Source organism: Nocardiopsis mangrovi (genome assembly GCF_042653925.1).
Taxonomy (GTDB): domain Bacteria; phylum Actinomycetota; class Actinomycetes; order Streptosporangiales; family Streptosporangiaceae; genus Nocardiopsis_B; species Nocardiopsis_B mangrovi.
The window spans coordinates 1-21,370 of record NZ_JBHSFQ010000024.1; the positions used below are offsets into that span (position 1 = coordinate 1).

Below are 21,370 nucleotides of genomic sequence, written 5' to 3' on the forward strand. Positions count from 1 at the left end.
CCGCGGACCCGGAGGCCGAGCCGCGTCGCGGCGACGCGGCCGGCGGCCGGGCCGCCGACCGTCCGCCGCTGCCGGGCACCCGGCGTACCCCGCCCGCCGGACGCGCCGGGGCCGGGCCCGCGCCCATGGTGCTCGCGGACACGCGGGTGGACGGGCGCCTGCGCGTCGTGGCGGTGCGCGACGACCGCGTCCCAGTGGTCGAACTGCGCCTGCGCATCCCGTTGGGAGCGCGGGTCTGGGCGCGGCCCGGCCGGGACCGGCGGCTGGCCCGGTGGCTGGCGGCCCTGCTCGGAGACCGGGGCGGCGCCCCGCGGGGGACGGTCCTGGACGTGAGCGCCGACGGGGAGTGGCTGAACGCCGCCGGCGCCGCGCCACCCGGGCGCGTGCCCGAGTGGCTGGCCGCGCTCGGCTCCGTGCTCGCGGCCGACCCGGGGCCCTGGCCCGATCTGCCCCCGGCCGGCCCGGCAGGGGCTCCGGACGCGTTCTCCGACGCCGTGATCAGGGCATTGTGCCTCGCCGGCGTGGCGACCTCCGACGCCGCCCCGGCACGCGTGCCCGGCCCGGACGGGGCGCTCCTGGTGGTGGTGGGCCCGATCGACCCGGACGGTGTGCCCCCGCTGGCCCGCACCGCCCTCGGCCCGTGGTGGGCACTGCCGGGCGGGCTGCCCGCTGCGCCCGACCCGTCCGGGGCCGACGAGCCGCTGCTGGTCCCGGCGTCGGGGCGGACCGCCCATGTGACCCTGTGGGCGGCGGAGGACCGGGCCGGGCCCGCCGAGCCGGCCCGGCACCTGGCCACGGCCGCCCTCGGCGGCCATTACGCGTCGCGCCTGGTCCAGGGGGCGGTGCGCAGGGATGGCAAGGGGTACATGGTGCACGCCGGGCGCGACGTCCTGCTCGGCCGGCCGCGGATCTTCGCCCGTGCCGCGGTGCCCGCGGACCGGCTCGCCGGCGTGGCCGAGGACATGCGGGCCGTGCTCCGCGGAGCGGCGACCGAACCGCCCACCGACGCGGAGGTGGCCGCCGTGCGCGACTACTGCACGGCCCAGCTGCCGCTGGCGTTCGCGTCTCCGGAGGCCCTGGCCGACGTGCTCGCCGCGACCGTCTCCGAGCAGCGGGGACCGCGATGGCTCACGGAGGCCGGCACGGCGCTGCGCGAGGTGGGCCCGGACGAGGTGCGCGAGGCGGCGGCGTCGTTCGCGGCGGCCGAGTTCCGCACCGTGGTCCTCACCGGCGACACGGGTGAGCGGGGAGGGGACGGCGCATAGGGCCCTGCCGCCGGCGCCGCTCGGCGCCGGCGGCCGCGCCCGCGGGGGAACGCGCGAGCGGCCCGCCGATCACCGACCGGCGGGCCGCTCCAGCGGATCCGCCCGCGGGCGGATCCGTGCGGATCAGATGAACTCCGCGAGGTCCTTCTCCAGGAGGCGCCGGGGCTTGGCGCCCATGATCTGCTTGACGACCTCGCCGTCCTTGAAGACGTTCATGGTCGGGATCTGCATGACCTGGTACTCGCGGGTGATGTTGGGGTTCTCGTCGGTGTTCAGCTTGACGATCTTGAGCTTGTCGCCGTGCTGGGCCGCGATCTCCTCCAGGATCGGGGCGACCTGCTTGCAGGGACCGCACCATTCGGCCCAGAAGTCGACCAGGACCGGCTTGTCGCTCTTCAGTACTTCCGCTTCGAAATTGGCGTCGGTCACCTTGGTCAGGGCCATGGCGGAACTCCTCGTGGTTCGGTCGTGCGTTCGTTCGGTCCGGGCGGTCCGGGACCGGTGTCAGTTGCCGAGCTCGGCGAGATGGCGTTCCGCGTCGAGCGACGCGGCGCACCCGGTGCCGGCGGCCGTGATGGCCTGGCGGTAGCTGTGGTCGACGACGTCGCCGCAGGCGAAGACGCCGGGAATGTTGGTCTTGGTGGTGGGGGCCGCGACCGCGAGGTAGCCCTCGGAGTCGAGGTCGAGCTGGCCCTCGAACAGCTCCACGCGCGGGTCGTGGCCGATCGCGATGAACAGCCCGGTGACGTCCAGGCCGCTCTCCTCGCCGGACACGGTGTCGCGCAGCCGCACCGAGTGCACCTTCGTATCGCCCAGGACCTCGACGACCTCGGTGTTCCAGAGGAACTTGATCTTGTCGTTGGCGCGGGCGCGGTCCTGCATGATCTTGCTGGCGCGGAGTTCGCCGCGGCGGTGGATCACGGTGACCGAGCGGGCGAACCGGGTGAGGAACGTCGCCTCCTCCATGGCGGTGTCGCCGCCGCCCACGACCGCGATGTCCTGGTCGCGGAAGAAGAAGCCGTCGCAGGTGGCGCACCACGAGGTGCCGCGCCCGGAGAACCGCTCCTCGCCGGGGACGTTCAGCTTGCGGTAGCCGGACCCGGTGGCCACGATCACGGTGTGCGCGAGGTAGGAGTCGTCGCCCACCTTCACGACCTTGGGGGTGGCGGCGAGGTCGACCTCGGTGACGTCGTCGGCGATCAGCTCCGCTCCGAAGCGCTCGGCCTGCTTGCGCATGTTGTCCATGAGGTCGGGGCCCATGATGCCATCGGGGAAGCCGGGGAAGTTCTCGACCTCGGTGGTGTTCATCAGCGCGCCGCCCGCGGTGATCGACCCCTCGAACACGAGCGGTCGCAGCTCGGCGCGCGCCGCGTACACGGCCGCGGTATAGCCCGCGGGCCCCGATCCGATGATGATTACGTTGCGGACGTCGCTCACGCTGGCCGGCCCTTCGGTTCACTCGGAGGGTCGTGCTCGACCCTCGGGGGAAGTCGTCTCTACCAACAGATGGTAGGCGCGACCCATTCCCGGTGGACCGAAGGGCCGGGCGCGGCCCGCCGCGCCCGGCCCCGGCGGCCTGCGGAGACTACTCGGGGGCGGAGACGGTGGTCTCGGCCAGGACGTGGTCGGCGGGGTCGCCGCCGCCGGTGCAGCCGGCCGAGAGCACGACGACGTCATAGGACCCCGCGGCCGGGGCGTCGCCGGGCTCTGCCGCCAGGTACACCACCCACGCGTCCTCGGCGCCGGAGTCGTCGCCCGAGGGCCGGAACTCCGCGCGGTCGATCAGCTCGGGGCGCCGCGCGCCCTCCCCGGAGAGGCTGTGAACGCACGAGGCGACCTCGGAGGGGATGGCCGGGGATTCGGCCTGGGACATGGGCTCCGACCCGCCGGTATCGCTCTCAGGGGCGTCCTCGGCCACCACGGACTCGGTGTCGGCGAGGACGCCGGATGCCTGGTCGGCGAGGTCGTCGTCGGTGTAGCGGGTGCCGGTCTCCAGCATGAGCGGGCGGTAGGGCTGCGCGGCGTCGGGGTCCGGCTGGTCGCTCTGCTGGCCGTCGGGGGCCGCCGCGGTGGGTGTGCCCGCATCGGGGGCCAGCGCGCCGCGGACGACGGCGGCGCCGCCGCCGATCACGACGACCGCCGCCGCGGCGGCCGCGAGGTAGGGCAGCCAGCGGCCGGAGCCGAAGCGGGAGCGCAGCGGGACCACGTTGCCGCCCGCCGCCGCGGGGGCCGTGGGAACCGGGACCGCTCCCGAGAGGCGGCTGCGGCGGGCATCGGCCTCGGCGCGCAGGGCGTCGTCGAGACGGGCCGCGACGGTGTCCGGCAGTGGGGGGGCGGGCACCTCCGCCAGAATCCGCGAGACCCCGGCCAACTCCGTCAGTTGCTCGGCGCACTCGGCGCATTCGGCCACGTGTTCTCGGACGGATCGCTCTTCCTGGTCCTCCAGGAGCCCTTCGGCCGACAAGGCGAGAGTGTCCGCGTCCACATGAGACGTCACGATGTCCTGTCACCTCCTCTCGGGGATGTGACGTCCCGGGAGCGTTCAGGGTTCCTCAGATGGGCCAGATATGGCAGAAGTCGCGCCCGCCCGCGGGCGCACCGGCTCTTGACCGTGCCGGACGCCACTTCGAGGATTTCGGCGGCCTCGTCGACCCGGTAGCCCATCATGTCGACGAGGACCAGGGCCAGGCGCTGCTCGGCGGGCAGCCGGGCCAGCGCCGCGTGCACGTCCATGGCGGAGTCGCTGCGCCCGGTGGGGTCGGGGGTGATCCCCTTGACGCGCTCGTTGGAGAGCACGTCGAGGGTGGCGTCATCGGTGGGGACGGCGGGGCGCACCATCTTGCGGCGCATGCGGTCGTGGCAGGCGTTGATGACGATGCGGTGCAGCCAGGTGCTGACCTGGGCCTCGCCCCGGAACCGGTGGGCGCCGCGGAACGCGGACAGGAAGGCGTCCTGGAGGGCGTCGGACGCCTCCTCGGAATCGCCCAGGACACGGATCGCGACAGCCCACATGCGCTCGCGGTGGCGGCGCACGAGTTCCCCGAACGCCTGATCGTCACCTTGAGCGTGCCTGGACAACAACTCCTTGTCGGGGAGTTCCTGAACCGCGTCCATCACCGTTGTCACGTTTTCCCGCGCAGCTCGACCTCGTTGATCGTCCCCCGGTAGCCGTCGCCGTCCTGGGGCACGTCAGTGAACCATATGACGACATAGCGACCCTCGGCCGGGTCAGCCAGCTTAACGTCGATTTCGCCGCTGACGCCGCTCTCGGCCGCAACGCTTTCGAGTTGTGACATGTCGGCCGCGTCGCCGACCAGGATCTCGAGGTCGTGGGAGCCGGACCCGAGGTTGAGCGTCGCCTCGTGCACCTCGGCGGGGTCGCCCATGTCGAGGATCAGGCCGACGCCGCTCTTGAGGTTGCCGAAGTCCGGGCCCTGGTAGGTCTGGGTGTTCCACGCCGTTGCGGGATCGCCGTCGATGGCGTTGGGCGCGCGGTCGCCGTGCTCCTCGCCGTCGCCGGGATCGGGGTCGAAGCCGTCGGCCCCGGCGGGTTCGAGGACGGCCAGCTCCTCGGGCTCCTCGGCCGCGGTGCCGCCGTCGTCCGACGGGACCGCGCCGTCGCCGTCGCCGCTCATGCTGCTGCCGATGTTCCACGCGAGGATCACGACGGCCGCGAACACGAGCGCGCCGATCACCCCGATGAGGACGCGGATCAGCCGCGACGACCCGACACCGGAGCCGCCCTGGTGGTCCGAAGACCGGTAGGCCCGCCGCGACGGCGGAGCCGGGGGCGCGGCCTGCGCGCCGAACTCGCCGGTGTGCCGCGAGGTGCCCTTTTCGGGCTCCGGCGCGGTGGGCGTGTGCGGCGCGAGCGGGAGGGGCACCAGGCGCGGGACGTCGGCCAGGGCGTCGGCGATCTCGCGGGCGCTGGTCAGCGGCCCGCCGCGCATCGGTGTCTGGAACGCCGCCCGGCACACGATCTCGTTGAGGCGCTCGGGAACGCCGGCCCGGATCTGGCTGGGCTGGCAGGGCCGGCCGGAGACGACCGGCGCGGGGCGCAGGCCGCTCTGGGGGCCGTCGGGCCAGTGGGCGGTCAGGGCGGCGTAGAGCAGCTTGCCCAGCCCTTGGGCGTCGTGGCAGGCGGGGTCGGGCGAGGTGATCCCGTGCAGGGCGGCGTCGACGCCGATTCCGGTCACCTTGACCGCGCCCCCGACGCTCCACATGAGCTTGCCGGGGGTCAGGTGCAGGTGGTAAAGCCCCGTGGCGTGTGCGGTGGCCAGGGTCTCGGCGGCCTCGGCGACGAGGCCGGCGGCACGGTCGGGTTCGAGCGGGCCCTGCGCGAGCAGGTCGGTCAGCGACTGGCCGACCACCCATTCCTCGACGACGTAGGCCGTGGGCCCGCTGTCGTCGGCGTCGAAGACCTGTGTGACGCGGGAGTCGGCCACGCGGCTGGTGGCGCGGGCGGCCCGCACGACCTCGGCGGTGCGGGGGAAGCCCTCGGCGAACGTCCAGACGGCGACCAGCCGGGCGAGCGTCTCGTCGGTGGCCTTCCACAGGGTGGCGCCGCCGGTCTCGCTCACCAGTTCGTCGAGTCGGTAACGGCCCGCGAGCCGCGCGCCGGGCTCAATCATGAAGGTGCTCATGCCGGGAGTGACGGACGCCGCGGCCGGACGGAGGGATCCGCGGTGCGACCCGCGCGCCGAGGGGAGCCCAAGGGGTGTCCGGCCATGTCGTCTGTCCCCAACCTCCCTTCGGGCAGCTCGGATAACACGGGTGTGGCGGCAGAGAACAGCTGTTCCATGCTAGGACGCTTGAGCGGCGCCCCTGGAGGACAAGTACACCGGACTCGACACGCATAGGGGTCCTTACGTCGATTACACTCGGTCACTCGGTCCTGGTGATCAGCGACGTAGCAGGCGGCTCCGGACCATGTCCAAGAAGGTTGTGACTTCTGTCACCCCCATGCGCTTGGCGACCAGGATGAACAGCGCGGCTCCGATCACACCCCCTGCGGCCATGGCCAGCAGCGACGGCAGGACCGTGCCCGGCAGCAGCCCGAAGGCCAGGATCATCGCCACCCCGAACACCGCGCTGGGGACCGAGGCCACGTGCAGCAGGACCAGCGTCCGCAGCACCCGGCGCCCGTCGAGCCCGTTCATCCGCTTGCGCAGCCCCTGCCAGGCCAGGATCGAGCCGACGATGTAGTAGAGGCCGTAGGCCACCGGCAGCAGCACCACGATGAGCCCGGGCGGCGCCACGAACAGCAGGGAGATCGCCACCGTGGCGTGGGCGGCCTCGGCGGGCAGCGCGATGATCGACGGCGTCCTGGTGTCGCCCAGCGCGTAGTAGACCCGCATCAGTAGCTGGAACAGCGTGAACGGGATGAGCATCACCGAGAACACCATCAGGATCAGCCCGATGCTCTGGGCGTCGTGCACCGATGTGCTGCCCCGCGCGTAGATCAGCACGCAGAACGGGATGGCGAAGACGACCATCGCCACCGAGATCGGCACGATCAGCACCGCCGACAGCCGGAACCCGCGCGAGAAGTCCGACCGGACGAGGTCCCTGCGGCCGTCGGCGACGTGCGCGCTCATCCGCGGCAGCAGCGCCGTGATCACCGAGACGGCGATGATCGCGTAGGGGAGCTGGAACAGCATCGACGCGAACTGGTAGGCGGTGATGCCCGCGCCCGCGACGGACTCGCCGGCCTCGGCCGCCCGGACCCCCGCCCGGGTGGCGACGTTGGTGGTGACGAGCAGGCCGGCCTGCGCCACCCCGATGTAGACCAGCATCCACGCGGCGGTACGCATCGCCTCGCCGAGCCCGGAGCCGCGCAGGTCCAGCCGCGGGCGCCAGCGGAACCCGGCGGCGAACAGCGCCCAGATGAGCACCACGCACTGGAGCACTTGGCCCAGGGTCGTGCCCAGGCCCAGCATCGAGGTCTCGGCGTCGGTGATCGACTCGGGGGTGCTGCCCGGGCCGGTCACGACCAGGAACATCGCGCCGACCGCGATGATGATCAGGTTGTTCAGCACCGGCGCCCACATGGGGGCGCCGAAGTGGTTGCGGCTGTTCAGCATCGCGCTGGCGACGCCGCTGGCGCCGATGAAGAAGATCTGGCAGAGCATGAACCGCGCCAGCAGCGTGGCGACCTCGTGCTGCGCCTGCGTGAACTCCCCGGCGTAGATCCGGATCAGCCACTCGGCGGCGAAGACGGTGACCACCGTCAGCGCGGCCAGCGCCAGCAGCGCCACCGTGAACAGGCGCTGCTCGGTGGCGTTGCCGCCGTCGGGGTCGGACTTCTTCCGCTTGACCAGGAACGGGACGAAGACGCTGGCCAGCAGGCCGCCGATCAGCAGGTCGTAGACCGCGAAGGGGACCATGTTCGCGGTCTGGTAGGCGTCGCCGAGGAGCTGGGTGCCCAGCGCCGCCGCCAGCACGATCGTGCGGATGAACCCGGTCGCGCGCGACACCACCGTGCCGATCGCCATGACCGCGCTGGAGCGCATCAGGTCGGGCGGCGCGGCGTGGGCCGCACCCCCGATCTCGTTGCCCTCCTCACCCGGGCGGTCCGCGGTGCCGAGGTCTCCGATGTCGCTGGGATCGCGCCTGGTGACCAGGCCGGATTCGGGCTCGGTATCAGGCTCCGAGCGCTCGACGGCGTCGAGCACCTCCTCGGGGAGGAGGAGGCGTCTGTGCGGACGATCCTTGCTCTGGGGGTGGTCGTTCGGCACGGCTCTGACGATCTTCCTGTGGTGTGCGGAGGAACACCGCGTGCCGGGGGCAGGGAGGACGCGGCGTCCGGAGGGGGAGGGGCGGTTACCGCCCCAGTCGGGCGCGCACCAGGCCCGCGACCGACGTGAGTTCACGCACCCGCAGGATCCAGGCGAAGAGCACGAACAGCAGGCCCCCGAGCAGGCAGCCGACGACGGGGGCGCCGATGTTCGTGGCCAGCCCCGTGCCGAAGCGATCGGTGAAGAACCAGAGAACACCGATGCCGACGGCGACGCTCGGGACCGCGGCCAAGTGCAGCCGCAACAATGTTCCAATCGTGTGCCGCCCGTCAAGCCCGCCCAGGCGGCGGCTGAGGACGATCCCCGCGATGGTGAGGCCGGAGAGGAAGGACAGCATGAACGCGGCGGCCACGCCGATGACCACCCGGTCGGGCGGCAGCACCGCGTACGCGGTGAGGGCCAGCGCACCGTGGACGGCCACGTTGGCGACGCCGATGAGGGCGGGGGTGCGGGTGTCGCCCAGCGCGTAGAACACGCGCAGCATCAGCTGGAAGACGGTGAACGGCACCAGGCCCAGCGCCATCACGGCCAGCACCAGGCCGATCCCGGCCGCGTCCGACGGCGACGTGTTGCCCCGCGCGAACACCAGGGTCGACACCGGCACGGCGTACAGGGCGAGGGCCAGCCCCAGCGGGACCAGGACCAGCGCGGAGACGCGCAGCGTGCGGGAGAACCCGGAGCGCACCTCGTCCCAGTTCTCGTCCGCGGCGTGCCCGCTCATCTGGGGGAGCAGCACGGTGATCAGCGAGACGGCGATGATCGCGTAGGGCAGCTGGAACAGCTGGTAGGCGTAGTTGTAGGCGGTGATGCCGGCGCCGACGTCGTAGCCCTGGAGGATGCTCTCCGCGCCCGCCCGGTTGACGACGTTGGCGGTGATGAGGAAGCCGATCTGGGTCATGCAGGTGTACATGAACATCCAGCCGGCGGAGCCCACCGCCTCGCCGAGCCCGGACCCGCGCAGGTCCAGCCGCGGGCGCCAGCGGAACCCGGTGCGCCACAGCGAGCCCATCAGCACGACGGTCTGCGCGGCCATCCCGGCCGCGGTGCCCGCGCCCAGCAGCACCAGTTGGCCGTCGGTGACGGTCTCGACGGTGCGGCCGACGCCGGCCACCCAGAGGAACAGCGCGCCGACGCCGATGACCACGATGTTGTTCAGCACCGGCGCCCACACCGGGGAGCCGAAGCGCGAACGGGTGTTCAGCATCCCGCTGACCAGGCCGCTGAGGCCGACGAAGAAGATCTGGGCGAGCAGGAACCGCGCCAGGTAGACCGCGACCTCGGCCTGGCGGGGGTCGGCGTCGCCGAGGTAGAGGCGGGTGATGGGGCCGGCCGCGGCGACCATGATCGCGGTGACGGCGAACAGCAGCAGCACGGCGGCGGTGAACAGCCGGTTCTCCGTCTTCACGCCGCCGTCGTCGTCGCTCTTGCGCCGCTTGACCAGCAGCGGCACGATGACGCTCGCGATGAGCCCGCCGATGAGCAGGTCGTTGACGATGAACGGGATGGTGTTGGCGGTGTTGTAGGCGTCGCCGAGGAGCTGGGTGCCCAGCGCCGCCGCGAGCACGATCACCTTCACGAACCCGGTCACCCGCGACACCATGGTGCCGATCGCCATGACCACGCTGGAGCGCATCATGCCGCCCGAGCCGGGGGATCCGGATGACGCGCCGGAGGTCGCGGTGTCGTCACTGCCGTTCGCGGTGTCGGTGGCCACCGTCATCGGTCCTTTCGAAAAGGTGTGCGCGTGGTGAGGCGTGCGGGATGCGGCGACGGCCTCGCCCGCGGTCAGGCCCCGCCCTTGTCGTCGTCCTTCGGGGCGGGCGTGTCGTCGCCGCCCCCCGCGGAGGCGGAGCCGTCGCCGGACGCGCCGTCGGGATCGGGCGCGGCGCCGGCGGCCCTGGTGCGCGCCCACTTGCGCAGCGCCCGTGGGGCCAGCGCCACGACCAGCACCAGCGCCCCGACACCGCTGATCAGCAGCGCCTGGTTGCCCAGCCCGGTGGCGTTGACGTCGAGCGCCTGCTCCCCGGAGACCGGCTCGCCCTCGGTGTTGTGCAGGCTCAGCTGGAGGACGGTGCGGCCGTTGATGCGCGCCGACAGCGGGACGTACACGGTCGTCTTGCCGCCGGGGCCGATCTCCATCGTGCCGTTGCCGCCCTCGACGCTCAGCCGCTCCGGGTTGGTCGACAGCATCGACAGCTTGAGCCGGACGGTGTGGTCCTCCAGGTCGTTGGCGACGAGGATGCCGATGGTGCCCGTCTTGCTGGCCAGGGTCACGGGCTCGCCGGGGATGATCCGGACCTTGCCCATGTCCTCCTGCACCTGGCCGGCCACGAGCGCCCGGGTGGTGGCGGCGAGCTCGTCGTCCTCGCGCCAGGCGGCGGCCTCCAGCCGCAGGATCGCCGGGCGGAACGGGTCGGAGTCGTCCTCCAGGATGCTGTTGAAGAGCCGGACGTCGCGCCGGATCCCGGCGACCTCGTCGAGGTGGTCGCCGCTCAGCTCGCGGTCGAGCGCGCGCTCCGGGTAGACGAGGTCCCTCCGCTGCGCTTGCGCGTCGGGGTCGGCCTCGACGTCGTCCAGGGCGGCCGGCTCGAGCCAGGGGAGGTCGTCGCTCGCCTGGAGCACGCCTTCGGCGAAGGCGGCCGACGGGGCCCAGTCGGTGGGCGGGGCGGCCACGATCGTGCGGTCGGTCCCGGGGTCCTCGGCGCTGATCATCGCGGTCTCGGCGGCGAACCTCTGCTGGGCGAGCGCCGCCCGCCCGGGGCCCGTGCTGTCCCGCCCCAGAACGGCGGTGAGGCCGCTGTCGGCGACCAGGGCGGTGCCGTCCTCGTCGCCGGGCAGCGGCAGAGTCGCCTCGGCGGTGGGGGTCGCGGTGGACCACTGCTGGGCGGGCATCGCGGAGTCGCTGAGCAGGAAGCGCGTGGCGCCCTGCTCGGTGTAGAACTCGCGGGTGGCGCTGTCCATCACCCCGCCCGCCGGCCAGGCGTAGGCGTCGTCGGCGCCTTGGCCGAGGATCCGCTGGAGCGTTTCCTCGCCCAGCGGGACGGCGGCCTCGGCGTCGGCGCCCAGGTCGGCGCGGAGCAGGGCCGCGATGTCGGGCGCGGCGTAGGGGGTGGCGATCAGCGGCTCGCCGCCCAGCGCGGTGCGTGCCTGGTCCAGCCAGACCCGGGCGTTGAGGCTGGGGTCCATGGTCTCGGTGGCGGGCGCGGCGTCGTCGGAGTCGCCGCCGGCCTCGCCGGGATCGGTCACGACCTCGTAGGGGCCCTCGGTGAGGCGGGCGACGTCGTCGAGCAGACCGGGGTCGACCGCCCAGGTGACGGGGACACGGTCGCTTTCGCCGGTGGAGCGCGGGGCGCCGTCGCCGTCGGGGGCGTCGCCTTCCGCGTCGTCGCCGGGGGTGGCGCCGGTGGCGTCGTCCGAGACCACCGGCGACGGGGTCGCGGGCGGCTCCAGGGTGATGGCCTCGTCCTGCGCCCCGGCGGTCAACAGCCGGCCGAGCCGGCCCTCGGGGCCGACGCTCTCGGCGAGGCCGTCGCTGAGGTAGGTGTCGTTCCCGGCGCGCTGCGGGGTGCCCATGAGCGGCCACACCCAGGCGATGCCGACCGGGTCGGGCGCGGAGCCGCCTCGGTAGGGCAGGAAGGTGTGCTGGTCGCCCAGCGCGCCGCCGGAGGGGTCGAGCGCCTCGACGGACAGCGGGTAGACGCCGAACGAGCCGAGGCCGAGGTCCCCGGCGTCGGCCTCGACCGTGTAATCGGCGGACTCGCCGGGCTCGATCGGGCCGTCGACCTTCTCGGTGGGCCCGGAGGCGAGCAGGTCGCCGCCGTTGTCGGCGTAGTCGTCCAGTTCCGACCGCGAGCCGAAGGGGGTCGTGCCGTAGCGCAGCCGGACGGTGACCTCGTCCAGGGGGTCGTCGGTGGTGTTGGTGATCTGGCCGGACACCCGGACCGTGCTGTCGTCCTCGACCGCGGTGGGCGTGATCTCCTCGATGATCAGCGGGGTGCTGTCGTCGGAGTCCTCAAGGGGGACGGCGAGTGCCGGTGCCTGAGCATGATCGAACGCGGCCAGTGCCGGTATCAGGACGACGGTCGTGGCCGCGACCGCGCCTACGTGAGCAAATCGACGCACGCCAGAAGAGTTTTCCGAATCGGTTGACTGGTGGCCGACAGGATGCGACCGAACCGTTGGACGCCGCGGCCTCTCGATCGGGTAACGCGGCGGTCGCGTGGGGGAAGCGGTGCCGCGCCGGACTGATCTGAACGATACCCCCTCAGAGGGGTCGTCCCGAAGCGCGACGGCCCGCGCCGCGGGAGAACGGCGCCGCCGCCCGCTCACCGCCGATTCGCACCACGGGTCCGCGACACCTACCCTCTGGTGGTGTGCCGAACACTGCGCTTCCAGGTGAGAACCCCCGCAACGTCCCCGATGCCGCGGTCGCGGCGTCGTCCCCGGCCGCCGGCGAATTGACGGCGGAGCAGCAGGCGGCGATCACCGAACTGTTCGCGTCGATCGACACGGTCACGGAGGAACTCGGCGAGCGCTTCGCCGCCGCGGGGCACGAGCTGGCCCTCGTGGGCGGGCCCGTCCGCGACGCCCTGATCGGGCGCCCGGTCCACGATTTCGACCTCACCACCGACGCCGTCCCCCAGACCGTCCTGCGGCTGGTCGAGGGGTGGGCCGATTCCGTCTGGACGGTCGGCATCGACTTCGGCACCGTCGGGTTGCGCAAGAAGGGGCTCCAGGTCGAGATCACGACCTACCGCAGCGAGTCCTACCGCCCCAAGTCCCGCAAGCCCGAGGTCAGCTACGGGACGTCGCTGCGCGGGGACCTGGTGCGGCGCGACTTCACCGTCAACGCCATGGCGGTGCGCCTGCCGGGGCACGCCTTCACCGACCCGTTCGGCGGTCTGGCCGACCTCAAGGCGGGGCTGCTGCGCACCCCGGGGCGGCCGCAGGACTCCTTCACCGACGACCCGCTGCGCATCATGCGCGCGGTCCGGTTCGCGGCGCAGCTCGGCTTCGCGCTCGCCCCCGAGGTCGCCGAGGCGGCCGCCGGGATGGCCGACCGCCTGAGCATCGTCTCGGCCGAGCGCGTGCGCGACGAACTCGTCAAGCTGCTCCTGAGCCCCGACCCGCGGCGCGGGATCGAGCTGATGGTGGACCTGGGCATCGCCGACCATGTCCTGCCGGAGGTCCCGCGGATGCGGCTGGAGATCGACGAGCACCACCGGCACAAGGACGTCTACGAGCACTCGCTGACGGTGCTCGACCAGGCCATCGCCCTGGAAAGGCAGCGGGGGATGGAACCCGACCTCGTGCTGCGGCTCGCCGCCCTGCTGCACGACGTGGGCAAGCCCAAGACGCGGGCGTTCGAGTCCGGCGGCCGGGTGACGTTCCACCACCACGAGGTGGTGGGGGCGTCCATGAGCAAGAGCCGGCTGTCCGCGCTGCGCTTCCCCAAGGACGTGGTGGCCGACGTCGGCCGGCTCGTCGCCCTGCACCTGCGCTTCCACGGCTACGGCAAGGGCGAGTGGACGGATTCCGCGGTCCGCAGGTACGCGCGCGACGCCGGGCCACTGCTGGAGCGGCTGCACGTGCTGACCCGGGCCGACTGCACCACGCGCAACCGGCGCAAGGCCGCGTCGCTGGCGCGGGCCTACGACGACATCGAGCGCCGGATCGAGCGGCTGGCCGAGGAGGAGGAGCTGAACAGCATCCGGCCCGACCTCGACGGCAATGAGATCCAGGAGATCCTGGACGTGGGCCCGGGGCCGGTGATCGGCAAGGCGTGGCGGTTCCTGCTGGAGCTGCGCCTGGAGAACGGCCCGATGGGCAAGGAGGCCGCGGCCGCCGAGCTGCGCTCCTGGGCGGAGCGCCACGGCGACTGACGGCCCCGCCGGAGCCGGACCGGCCGCGTGTCGACATGCCGCCTTGTCGGCGTGCCGGCGGGCGGGCGGCGGCCGGAACGGTTCCGGGGCGCGGCAATACGTACGGTAATGCCGATTCCCGTGTTGGACGCCGGTTCCGGCGGATCACCCGGTTCCTGCGCGACATGCGTCACCAACATTTCATTCCGCGCCTTCTGCCGTTGTCGTTGTACGGGCCGGGGCACTGGTTTACGGTTGGTGTATGTCGTTTTGGGCATCGTCTCCCGAAGATCGTCCTGGAAAAATCCACGAAGCGCTGTTGATGCTCTACGCACAGGGGATCATCGACGGCCTTGAGGTCAAGCCCCATGAGGAGAAGCCGTACAAGGTGAAAATTCCCTCGGGGATATTCCACATGGACGAGGACCAGGCGGCGATGTTCTCCCTCGGTGCGGTGGTGGCGGCGTTCGGGCCCATCGCGCGCAAGGGGCGGTGATCCGACTTTCCACGGCGTCCGCGCGATGGCGTCCGTGATCCCGCGGCGCCGGTGATCGGAATTCCCATTCCGTGATTTGAAACGAATTCCTATTTCCGTTCGCCGTCGCCAATGACGGGCTCCGTATTCTCCGCGTCGCCGGGCCGCCCGGCGGGCGCGTCGATCGCGGTCCGGGCGGCGACCGCCCACCAGGCGCTCATCAGGCCACAGGCCGCTCCCATGGCCACCACCGCCGCGGAGCTCACCCCCGACGGCGGGACCACCACCGCCGCCACCCCGGCCGCCGCGACGAACGCCGTGTTGAAGAGCATGTCGTACACCGAGAACACGCGGCCGCGGAACGCGTCGTCGACATGTCGCTGAACCAGCGTGTCGACCGACACCTTCACCCCCTGCGCGACCACGCCCAGCGCGAACGCCGCCACCGGGAACAGCGCCGGGGAGAACGGCAGCGCGAACGCGGGGAGGGCCGTCGCGCCCATCGCCAGCAGGCCCGCCAGCCACGCGCCGGTCCCGACGCGCGCGGCGGCCCACGGTGTGGCGACGGCGCCGGCGAAGAAGCCCGCCCCCGACGCGGCGAGGGCGACCGAGAACCCGGCCAGCCCGGCCACGCCCCCCTCGGTGAAGGTGTTGTTGTAGAGCAGCAGGGTCATCAGCGTGGAGAGGCCGAACACGAAGCGGGTCCCGGCGATGGTGGCCAGCCCGGACCGGGCCGGGCGCCGGGCCAGGATGTGCCGGGCGCCCTCCGCGAGCCCCGACGCGATGCCCCGCACCGCGGCGCGCGGCCCGGGCCCCCGGCCGGCGAGACCGGGACCGAGTTCGCGGCGGCCGAGGGTGAGCGCGGCCGCCGATGAGCCGCCGAAGACCGCGGCCGCCCCCAGCAGGATGAGCGCGGTCCCGCCGTCGCCCTCGCCCCCGAGCAGCCGCAGCCCGGCTCCCGCCCCGGCCCCGAGGAACACGGCGAACGTGCCGCACGTGGGCGTCACCGCGTTGGCCATCAGCAGCTTCTCCCGCGGCACCACGTGCGGCAGCGCCGCCGACAGCGCGGCGAGGAAGAAGCGGTTGACGCTCAGCAGGCACAGCGCGGCGGCGAGGAAGAGCGGCCCGTCGGTCCCCGCCGCCACCAGGGCGGCCGTGAGCGCGGCCAGGACCGCCTTCGCCAGGGCCGAGACCGCCAGGACCTGGCGGCGGGGCCACCGGTCGATGAGCACCCCGGCGAACGGGCCGACCACCGAGAACGGCAGCAGCAGGACGGCGAAGGCGAGGGCGGCCTCGGCCGCCGTCGTGTGCCGCTCCGGGGCGAAGAAGACGTAGCCCGCCAGCCCGGCCTGGTACACGCCGTCGGCGAACTGCGCGACGACGCGCGTCGCGAACAGCCGGCGGAACCGGGGGCCCTGGAGCACGTCGCGGAGGTCACCGAAGAAGGACACCGGGTAAGCGTATGCGCCCGACCTGCGGCGATCCCGAAGGAGGGAGCGCGCGCGGCCGCGGTGCCGACTCGTCGACTCGCGGATTCACCGCTTCGTCGATGTGTCGCCGGGAACACCGGTGCATCGGGGCCGCCGCCCGGCGGCGGCCCCGATGGAGGGGAGAAGGGGGCCCGCGCCGCGGGCCCCGGGCGGAGGGGGCGCCTTAGCGCTCCGCCTCTCCGGTGATGAACCGCTCGACCAGGTCGTGGGCGTGCTCGTCGCTGTACTGCTCGGGCGGGGACTTCATGAAGTAGGAGGACGCCGAGAGGATGGGGCCGCCGATCCCGCGGTCCTTGGCGATCTTGGCGGCGCGGATCGCGTCGATGATGATCCCGGCGGAGTTGGGGGAGTCCCAGACCTCCAGCTTGTACTCCAGGCTGAGCGGCACGTCGCCGAAGGCGCGCCCCTCCAGGCGGATGTAGGCGAACTTGCGGTCGTCGAGCCACGGCACGTGGTCGGAGGGACCGATGTGCACCGACCCGGCGTTGAGCTCGTGCGGGATCTGCGAGGTCACCGACTGGGTCTTGGAGATCTTCTTGGACTCCAGCCGCTCGCGCTCCAGCATGTTCTTGAAGTCCATGTTGCCGCCGAAGTTGAGCTGGTAGGTGCGGTCCACCACCACGCCGCGGTCCTCGAACAGCTTCGACAGCACCCGGTGCGTGATCGTCGCGCCCACCTGCGACTTGATGTCGTCGCCGACGATGGGCACGCCGGCCCGGGTGAACTTCTCGGCCCACTCGGGGTCGGAGGCGATGAAGACGGGCAGCGCGTTGACGAACGCGACCCCGGCGTCGATGGCGCACTGGGCGTAGAAGAGGTCGGCCTCCTCCGAGCCCACGGGGAGGTAGCAGACCAGCACGTCGGCCCGCGCGGCCTTGAGCGCGGCGACGACGTCCACGGCGTCCTCGGCGGACTCCTCGATCGTCTCGCGGTAGTACGTCCCCAGCCCGTCGAACGTGGGGCCGCGCTGCACGGTCACGCCGGTCGGCGGGACGTCGCAGATCTTGATCGTGTTGTTCTCGCTGGCGCCGATGGCGTCGGCCAGGTCCTGGCCGACCTTCTTGGCGTCCACGTCGAAGGCGGCCACGAACTCGACGTCGCGCACGTGGTACGGGCCGAACATCACGTGCATGAGGCCCGGGACCCGGGCGCCGGGATCGGCGTCGGAGTAGTACCGCACGCCTTGGACGAGGGATGCCGCACAGTTGCCTACGCCCACGACGGCCACGCGTACCGAACCCATTGGTCCTTGCTCCTTCTCGTCTACTGCAATCGGTGTGCTCGCAAGAGCGGTGTTGCGGGGGGTCCCCGGTGTCCCGGGGGGTCAGGGGGCGGCCTCGGCCGGGGCGCGGCGCGCCCCGGCCGAGGCCGCGGGGTCAGCGGCCGTTCCGGGCCGGAGGACGGCCGGCCGGGTGGGGCGGCGGCCCCGGCGGGCCGTCGCCAGTCGCGGCACGGGTGCGGCCGGGATGCGTCCCGCGCCGGATCAGGCCCTCCAGCCAGCCGATCTCGGATTCGATCGCCTCCGCGCGGTGGCGGTTGAGCTCGTGGACATAGGGGTCGAGCGATTCGGGGGAGTCGGCCAGGCGCCCGCGCAGGCAGGCCAGCCGTTCCAGGAGCCGGCCGCGCCGGGCGTTCAGGACGCGCAGCCGCACCTCGGGCGGCACCCGGCCCAGCAGGGTGAAGTGCACGCCGAAGCACTCGTCGTCGTCCGCGGCGGGCGCGCTCTCGGAGAGGAGGCGGTGCAGCCGTTCGGCGCCGTCGTCGGTGAGCCGGTAGACGATGCGGGGGCGGCTCCCGGCGGGCGGCCGCCCGCCCGAGGCCGCCGCGACGTACCCGGAGCGCAGCATCTCCTTGAGGCACGGGTAGAGGGAGCCGTAGGAGAACGTGCGGAACGGGCCGAGCTCGCAGTCGAGCCGCTTGCGGAGCTGGTACCCGTGCATCGGCGCCGCCGCGAGGTGGCCGAGGACGGCGAGTTCCAGGACCCTGGCCCTGTGGGTACTCATCCGGTCCTCCGATCCTGCCCGTTGCCCGCCGCCGGGGCGGCGCAGCCGCCCGGTCCCGGCCGCTTCCAACGGGAACAGCCGACCGCGCACCGGTTCTGTTCCCCCGATCCGCCGCACATGCGAAGAACATGAACCTATAGGCGGTTTATCCGCGTCTGACTATATCTAGTCGATACATCGGCCGCCTGTTGCCTTTCTAACACTCGGTCACCGCGCACCAGGGGTCTCCGGAACGGGCGGCCGGCAGGGTGGCCTGGGGGTACCGTGGTCGGTCGTGGAGACGGGGACCGGCTCCGGCCCGGCGGGTCCGCCGCGCGCGGTCCGCCCGCGGTCGCCGAACGTGATGTACGAATCCATCGCGGCCGGTACTCTCACGGCTGGGTTGTGCTATATGGCGGGATCGCTCTACCGTGACGGGTGCCCGGCACGTGGCCGCTCCGGTGTTCCCGCGTACTAGGGTCCGGGTGGACCCCGAAGCGCCGTGGTCGGCGCGTCCCGCGCTCGACCGGGGCGCTCGCTCCGAAGCATCCGAAGAAAGTCCAGACGGGTCGTCGACAGGAGGAGGACCAGGACGACGTCTCCGGCACGGTCGAACCCCGCCGCTTCGCGGGGCGTGTCCCTACCGGGACCACGCCCTTGACGACCGGGCGAAAACCTCACCAGCGGGTGAGGCGTCCTAAGACGGGGTGGACGGCACCCTCCGGGTACCCGGAGTGGAGTCCACAGGACCGGCCATCCGGACCGCATCCCCCTTCCCCCGGGGATGATCGCCCCCCTCTCCTACCCGAGTCGAAAAGGCCGATCGGCCGCTGAGAAGCAAACGAGGACGCGTGAGTACCGAAAGACGACGGAGCGCAGGCGGACGTCGCCGGGCCAACGGTCCGGCCGATGACGCACGCGGCAACGGCGGCAGGCGCGGGGCCCGAGGCCCGGCCGAGGACGAACGCGCCGCCGGTCGCCGCAGGGCACGGGACGACGACGGTGGCGGTGGCGGTTTCTGGGACGACGATCCTCCCCAACGCCCGCAGCGCCGGCGGCCCGATGACACGAGATCGGGGCGTTCCCGGGGCGATGAGACCCGCGTGGACGCCCGCGCAGAGGGGGCCCGCTCCGAGGGCCGCCGCGAAGGCGGACGCCGCCGCGCCGACGACGACCGCCGCCGGCCCCCCGAGGGCGGCCGCCGCGGGGCCGCGCACGGTGCGCGCGCCGAGGGCGGCCGCCGGGGCGCCGGCGGGGGCGGCGGAGGCCGCCGCAGGCCGCCGTCGCGCGGCGGCGACGACCACGACGACCGCGGACCCGTGAAGCGCTTCTTCGCCAAGGCGTGGAAGCCCGCGCTGATCGCCGGCGGCGTCTGCTTCGTCCTGGGCGTCGCGGGGCTCGGCATCGCCTATGCGATGACCGAGGACCCCCGCACCATGGACTCGCAGGAGGGCGCCATCCTCGCCGCCACGAGCATCTCCTACGCCGACGGCGAGGAGGCGCTGACCACCGGCGAGGTCAACCGGGTGATGATCACGGAGGAGCAGCTCGCCGAGTCGCCGAACATCGTCAACGGCGTGCTCGCGGCCGAGCAGCGCAACTTCTACGAGGAGCCCGGCATCTCGATCAGCGGCACCATGCGTGCCGTGCTCTCCGCCGGCAGCGCGGGCGGCGGTTCGACGATCACCCAGCAGATGGCCCGCAACTACTACGACGGCCTGTCGCAGGAGCGCAGCTACATGCGCAAGCTGCGGGAGATCATGATCGCCATCAAGGCCGGCCAGCTGATGGATCCCGACCAGATCCTCACCCAGTACCTGAACACCATCTACTTCGGCCGCAACGCCTACGGGGTGCAGGCCGCCTCGCAGGCGTACTTCAACAAGAACATGGAGGACCTCGACGCCTCCGAGGCCGCGCTGCTCGGCGCGATCATCCAGCAGCCCGGCAACTTCGAGAACATGGAGCCCGGTTCGCCCAAGGAGGAGGAACTGCGCGGCCGCTGGGACTACGTCGTCAACGGCATGGTCGAGATGAACGGGGACAACGCCGACCTCGGCATCAGCCAGTCCGAGGCCGATGAGCTGGAGTACCCCGAGGTCGTCGAGTACGACATCGGCGAGAACCTGTCGGGCTACCGCGGCTACATCATGAACGCGGTGCGCGACGAGCTCGCGAACCGCTACGGCCTCGACACCTCGCAGGTCTCCACGCAGGGCTTCCAGGTCACGACCTCCCTGGACCAGAACCTCATGGACGCCGCCGACACCGTGTTCGACGAGACGCTGCCGGAAATGCCCGAGGAGACCGTCTTCGGCCTCACGGCGATCGACCCCGCCACGGGCGAGATCAAGGCGTTCCACGGCGGCGACGACTTCTCGACGGACCCCAACAACTCGCTCACGCTGGACGCGCAGGCGGGGTCGGCGTTCAAGCCCTACGTGCTCGCCGCCGGCCTGGAACAGGGCATCGGACTGCGCAGCATGTTCAACGGCGACTCCCCCCAGGAGTTCGAGGGCGTCGCCCAGCCGATCCAGAACGACAGCAACCGCGACTGGGGGCCGGTGGACATGGTCAAGTCCACCGCCCGCTCGGTCAACACCAGTTACGTCCAGCTCGCGATCGAGACCGGCTCGCAGCCGATCGTCGACATCGCGGGGGCGGCCGGCGTCTCCGAGAACGCGTTCACGACCGCCGAGATGGGCCCCAACATCGCCCTGGGCACCTACCGCGTCACGGCGGCCGACCAGGCGTCCGGGTTCGCCACCTTCGCCAACGAAGGCGTGCACATGCCGCGGCACATGGTGACCGAGGTCCTCGACGCCGAAGGCAACCCGGTCGAGCCCAACGACGCCGAAGAGCTGGAGAGCGGCAGCCGGGCGTTCAGCGCCGACGCCGCCGCCGACGCCACCTACGCCATGACCCAGGTCGTGGAGGAGGGCGGTGGCGACGCCGCGGCGCTCCCCGACGGCCGTCCCGTCGCGGGCAAGACGGGTACCTCGGAGAACGCGGCGTCCGCCTGGTTCGTCGGCTACACCCCCCAGCTGGCCACCTCTGTGGGATTGAGCCGCAGCGACGGCCAGGAGCTGGTGATCCCCGGCGTCGACAACGTCTACGGTGGTTCGACCTCGGCCGAGGTGTGGCGCGAGTTCATGACCGTCGCGATGGAGGGCCAGGAGGTCAGGCAGTTCCCCGAGCCCGTGTGGATGGGCGAGGAGGGCAGCTACGGCATGCCGGTCGAGCCCTCGCCGAGCCCCTCGGAGGAGGCGACCGGGCAGCCCACCGAATCGCCGTCGGCGGACCCGTCGCCGAGCGAGTCGCCGGACCCGTCCGGTGAGCCCACAGGCCGTCCGGAGTGCGAGACGCCGATTCCCGCGCCGGACTGCGAAGAGGAGAACCCCGAGGAGTCGCCCGACCCGGGCAACGGCAACCCTCCGGGTGAGGACGAAGAGGAAGACGACGGCTTCCCCTGGGGATACCGGCGCGAGTGACAGGTAGAG

Annotated in this window: 14 protein-coding genes and 1 pseudogene; 4 read left to right on the forward strand and 11 right to left on the reverse strand. The window is 72.5% G+C overall.

Annotation, left to right across the window (positions count from 1 at the left end; all coding sequences use genetic code 11):
* The coding region (locus ACFO4E_RS21175) for a M16 family metallopeptidase (RefSeq protein ID WP_378577446.1) at positions 1-1,265 on the forward strand (1,265 nt) is incomplete at its 5' end.
* A 123-nt stretch (positions 1,266-1,388) separates the two neighbouring features.
* Here the strand turns inward: ACFO4E_RS21175 and trxA are convergent.
* From trxA to ACFO4E_RS21215, 8 genes and pseudogenes are all read right to left on the reverse strand, one after another.
* Positions 1,389-1,721 (reverse strand): annotated as a pseudogene (gene trxA / locus ACFO4E_RS21180) (thioredoxin); the annotation flags it as partial.
* A gap of 48 nt (positions 1,722-1,769) precedes the next feature.
* Positions 1,770-2,702: a thioredoxin-disulfide reductase gene (gene trxB / locus ACFO4E_RS21185; RefSeq protein ID WP_378577448.1), complete on the reverse strand. Its 933-nt coding sequence runs from the start codon at positions 2,700-2,702 to the stop codon at positions 1,770-1,772.
* Positions 2,703-2,850: 148 nt separating this feature from the next.
* Positions 2,851-3,762: an anti-sigma factor family protein gene (locus ACFO4E_RS21190; RefSeq protein ID WP_378577450.1), complete on the reverse strand. Its 912-nt coding sequence runs from the start codon at positions 3,760-3,762 to the stop codon at positions 2,851-2,853.
* Complete coding sequence (sigM, locus tag ACFO4E_RS21195; protein WP_378577611.1) at positions 3,759-4,379, reverse strand: RNA polymerase sigma factor SigM; 621 nt, start codon at positions 4,377-4,379, stop codon at positions 3,759-3,761. Before sigM ends, ACFO4E_RS21190 begins: the two co-directional genes overlap by 4 nt.
* A gap of 8 nt (positions 4,380-4,387) precedes the next feature.
* The gene (locus ACFO4E_RS21200) at positions 4,388-5,908 is read right to left on the reverse strand and encodes a protein kinase family protein (protein WP_378577452.1); all 1,521 of its coding nucleotides are present in this window, start codon (positions 5,906-5,908) and stop codon (positions 4,388-4,390) included.
* Between the two features lie 258 nt (positions 5,909-6,166).
* Positions 6,167-8,002 (reverse strand): murein biosynthesis integral membrane protein MurJ, encoded by a 1,836-nt coding sequence (gene murJ / locus ACFO4E_RS21205; protein ID WP_378577454.1) that lies wholly within the window; start codon positions 8,000-8,002, stop codon positions 6,167-6,169.
* Positions 8,003-8,087: 85 nt separating this feature from the next.
* Positions 8,088-9,782, reverse strand: a complete 1,695-nt coding sequence (gene murJ / locus ACFO4E_RS21210; protein WP_378577456.1) for a murein biosynthesis integral membrane protein MurJ — start codon at positions 9,780-9,782, stop codon at positions 8,088-8,090.
* A gap of 65 nt (positions 9,783-9,847) precedes the next feature.
* Positions 9,848-12,184 carry a DUF6049 family protein gene (locus tag ACFO4E_RS21215; protein WP_378577458.1) on the reverse strand — a complete coding sequence of 779 codons (2,337 nt, stop codon included), beginning with the start codon at positions 12,182-12,184 and terminating at the stop codon, positions 9,848-9,850.
* A gap of 251 nt (positions 12,185-12,435) precedes the next feature.
* Between ACFO4E_RS21215 and ACFO4E_RS21220 the strand changes: the two genes are divergently transcribed.
* Positions 12,436-13,944, forward strand: coding sequence for a CCA tRNA nucleotidyltransferase (locus ACFO4E_RS21220; RefSeq protein ID WP_378577460.1), 1,509 nt, complete (start codon positions 12,436-12,438; stop codon positions 13,942-13,944).
* 301 nt (positions 13,945-14,245) lie between these two features.
* On the forward strand, positions 14,246-14,419 hold the full coding sequence (locus tag ACFO4E_RS21225) for a hypothetical protein (RefSeq protein ID WP_378535250.1): 174 nt from the start codon (positions 14,246-14,248) through the stop codon (positions 14,417-14,419).
* An 89-nt stretch (positions 14,420-14,508) separates the two neighbouring features.
* Here ACFO4E_RS21225 and ACFO4E_RS21230 read toward each other — a convergent pair whose 3' ends face one another.
* The 3 genes from ACFO4E_RS21230 to ACFO4E_RS21240 all read right to left on the reverse strand — a co-directional run bounded on the left by ACFO4E_RS21230 (position 14,509) and on the right by ACFO4E_RS21240 (position 17,891).
* Positions 14,509-15,849: an MFS transporter gene (locus tag ACFO4E_RS21230; protein WP_378577462.1), complete on the reverse strand. Its 1,341-nt coding sequence runs from the start codon at positions 15,847-15,849 to the stop codon at positions 14,509-14,511.
* 202 nt (positions 15,850-16,051) lie between these two features.
* Positions 16,052-17,131, reverse strand: coding sequence for an inositol-3-phosphate synthase (locus ACFO4E_RS21235; protein WP_378577464.1), 1,080 nt, complete (start codon positions 17,129-17,131; stop codon positions 16,052-16,054).
* Positions 17,132-17,264: 133 nt separating this feature from the next.
* Positions 17,265-17,891 (reverse strand): PadR family transcriptional regulator, encoded by a 627-nt coding sequence (locus ACFO4E_RS21240; RefSeq protein ID WP_378577466.1) that lies wholly within the window; start codon positions 17,889-17,891, stop codon positions 17,265-17,267.
* A gap of 1,082 nt (positions 17,892-18,973) precedes the next feature.
* On the opposite strand from ACFO4E_RS21240, the gene ACFO4E_RS21245 reads away from it, so the two are divergent.
* Positions 18,974-21,361 (forward strand): transglycosylase domain-containing protein, encoded by a 2,388-nt coding sequence (locus tag ACFO4E_RS21245; RefSeq protein WP_378577468.1) that lies wholly within the window; start codon positions 18,974-18,976, stop codon positions 21,359-21,361.
* The last annotated feature ends 9 nt before the right edge of the window (positions 21,362-21,370 follow it).

Coding starts and splice junctions, on each gene's coding strand:
- ACFO4E_RS21225 (WP_378535250.1), top strand. CDS start 14,246: ATGCTCTACGCACAGGGGATCATCGACGGCCTTGAGGTCAAGCCCCAT.
- ACFO4E_RS21235 (WP_378577464.1), bottom strand. CDS start 17,131: ATGGGTTCGGTACGCGTGGCCGTCGTGGGCGTAGGCAACTGTGCGGCA.
- ACFO4E_RS21200 (WP_378577452.1), bottom strand. CDS start 5,908: ATGAGCACCTTCATGATTGAGCCCGGCGCGCGGCTCGCGGGCCGTTAC.
- sigM (WP_378577611.1), bottom strand. CDS start 4,379: ATGGACGCGGTTCAGGAACTCCCCGACAAGGAGTTGTTGTCCAGGCAC.
- ACFO4E_RS21240 (WP_378577466.1), bottom strand. CDS start 17,891: ATGAGTACCCACAGGGCCAGGGTCCTGGAACTCGCCGTCCTCGGCCAC.
- murJ (WP_378577456.1), bottom strand. CDS start 9,782: ATGACGGTGGCCACCGACACCGCGAACGGCAGTGACGACACCGCGACC.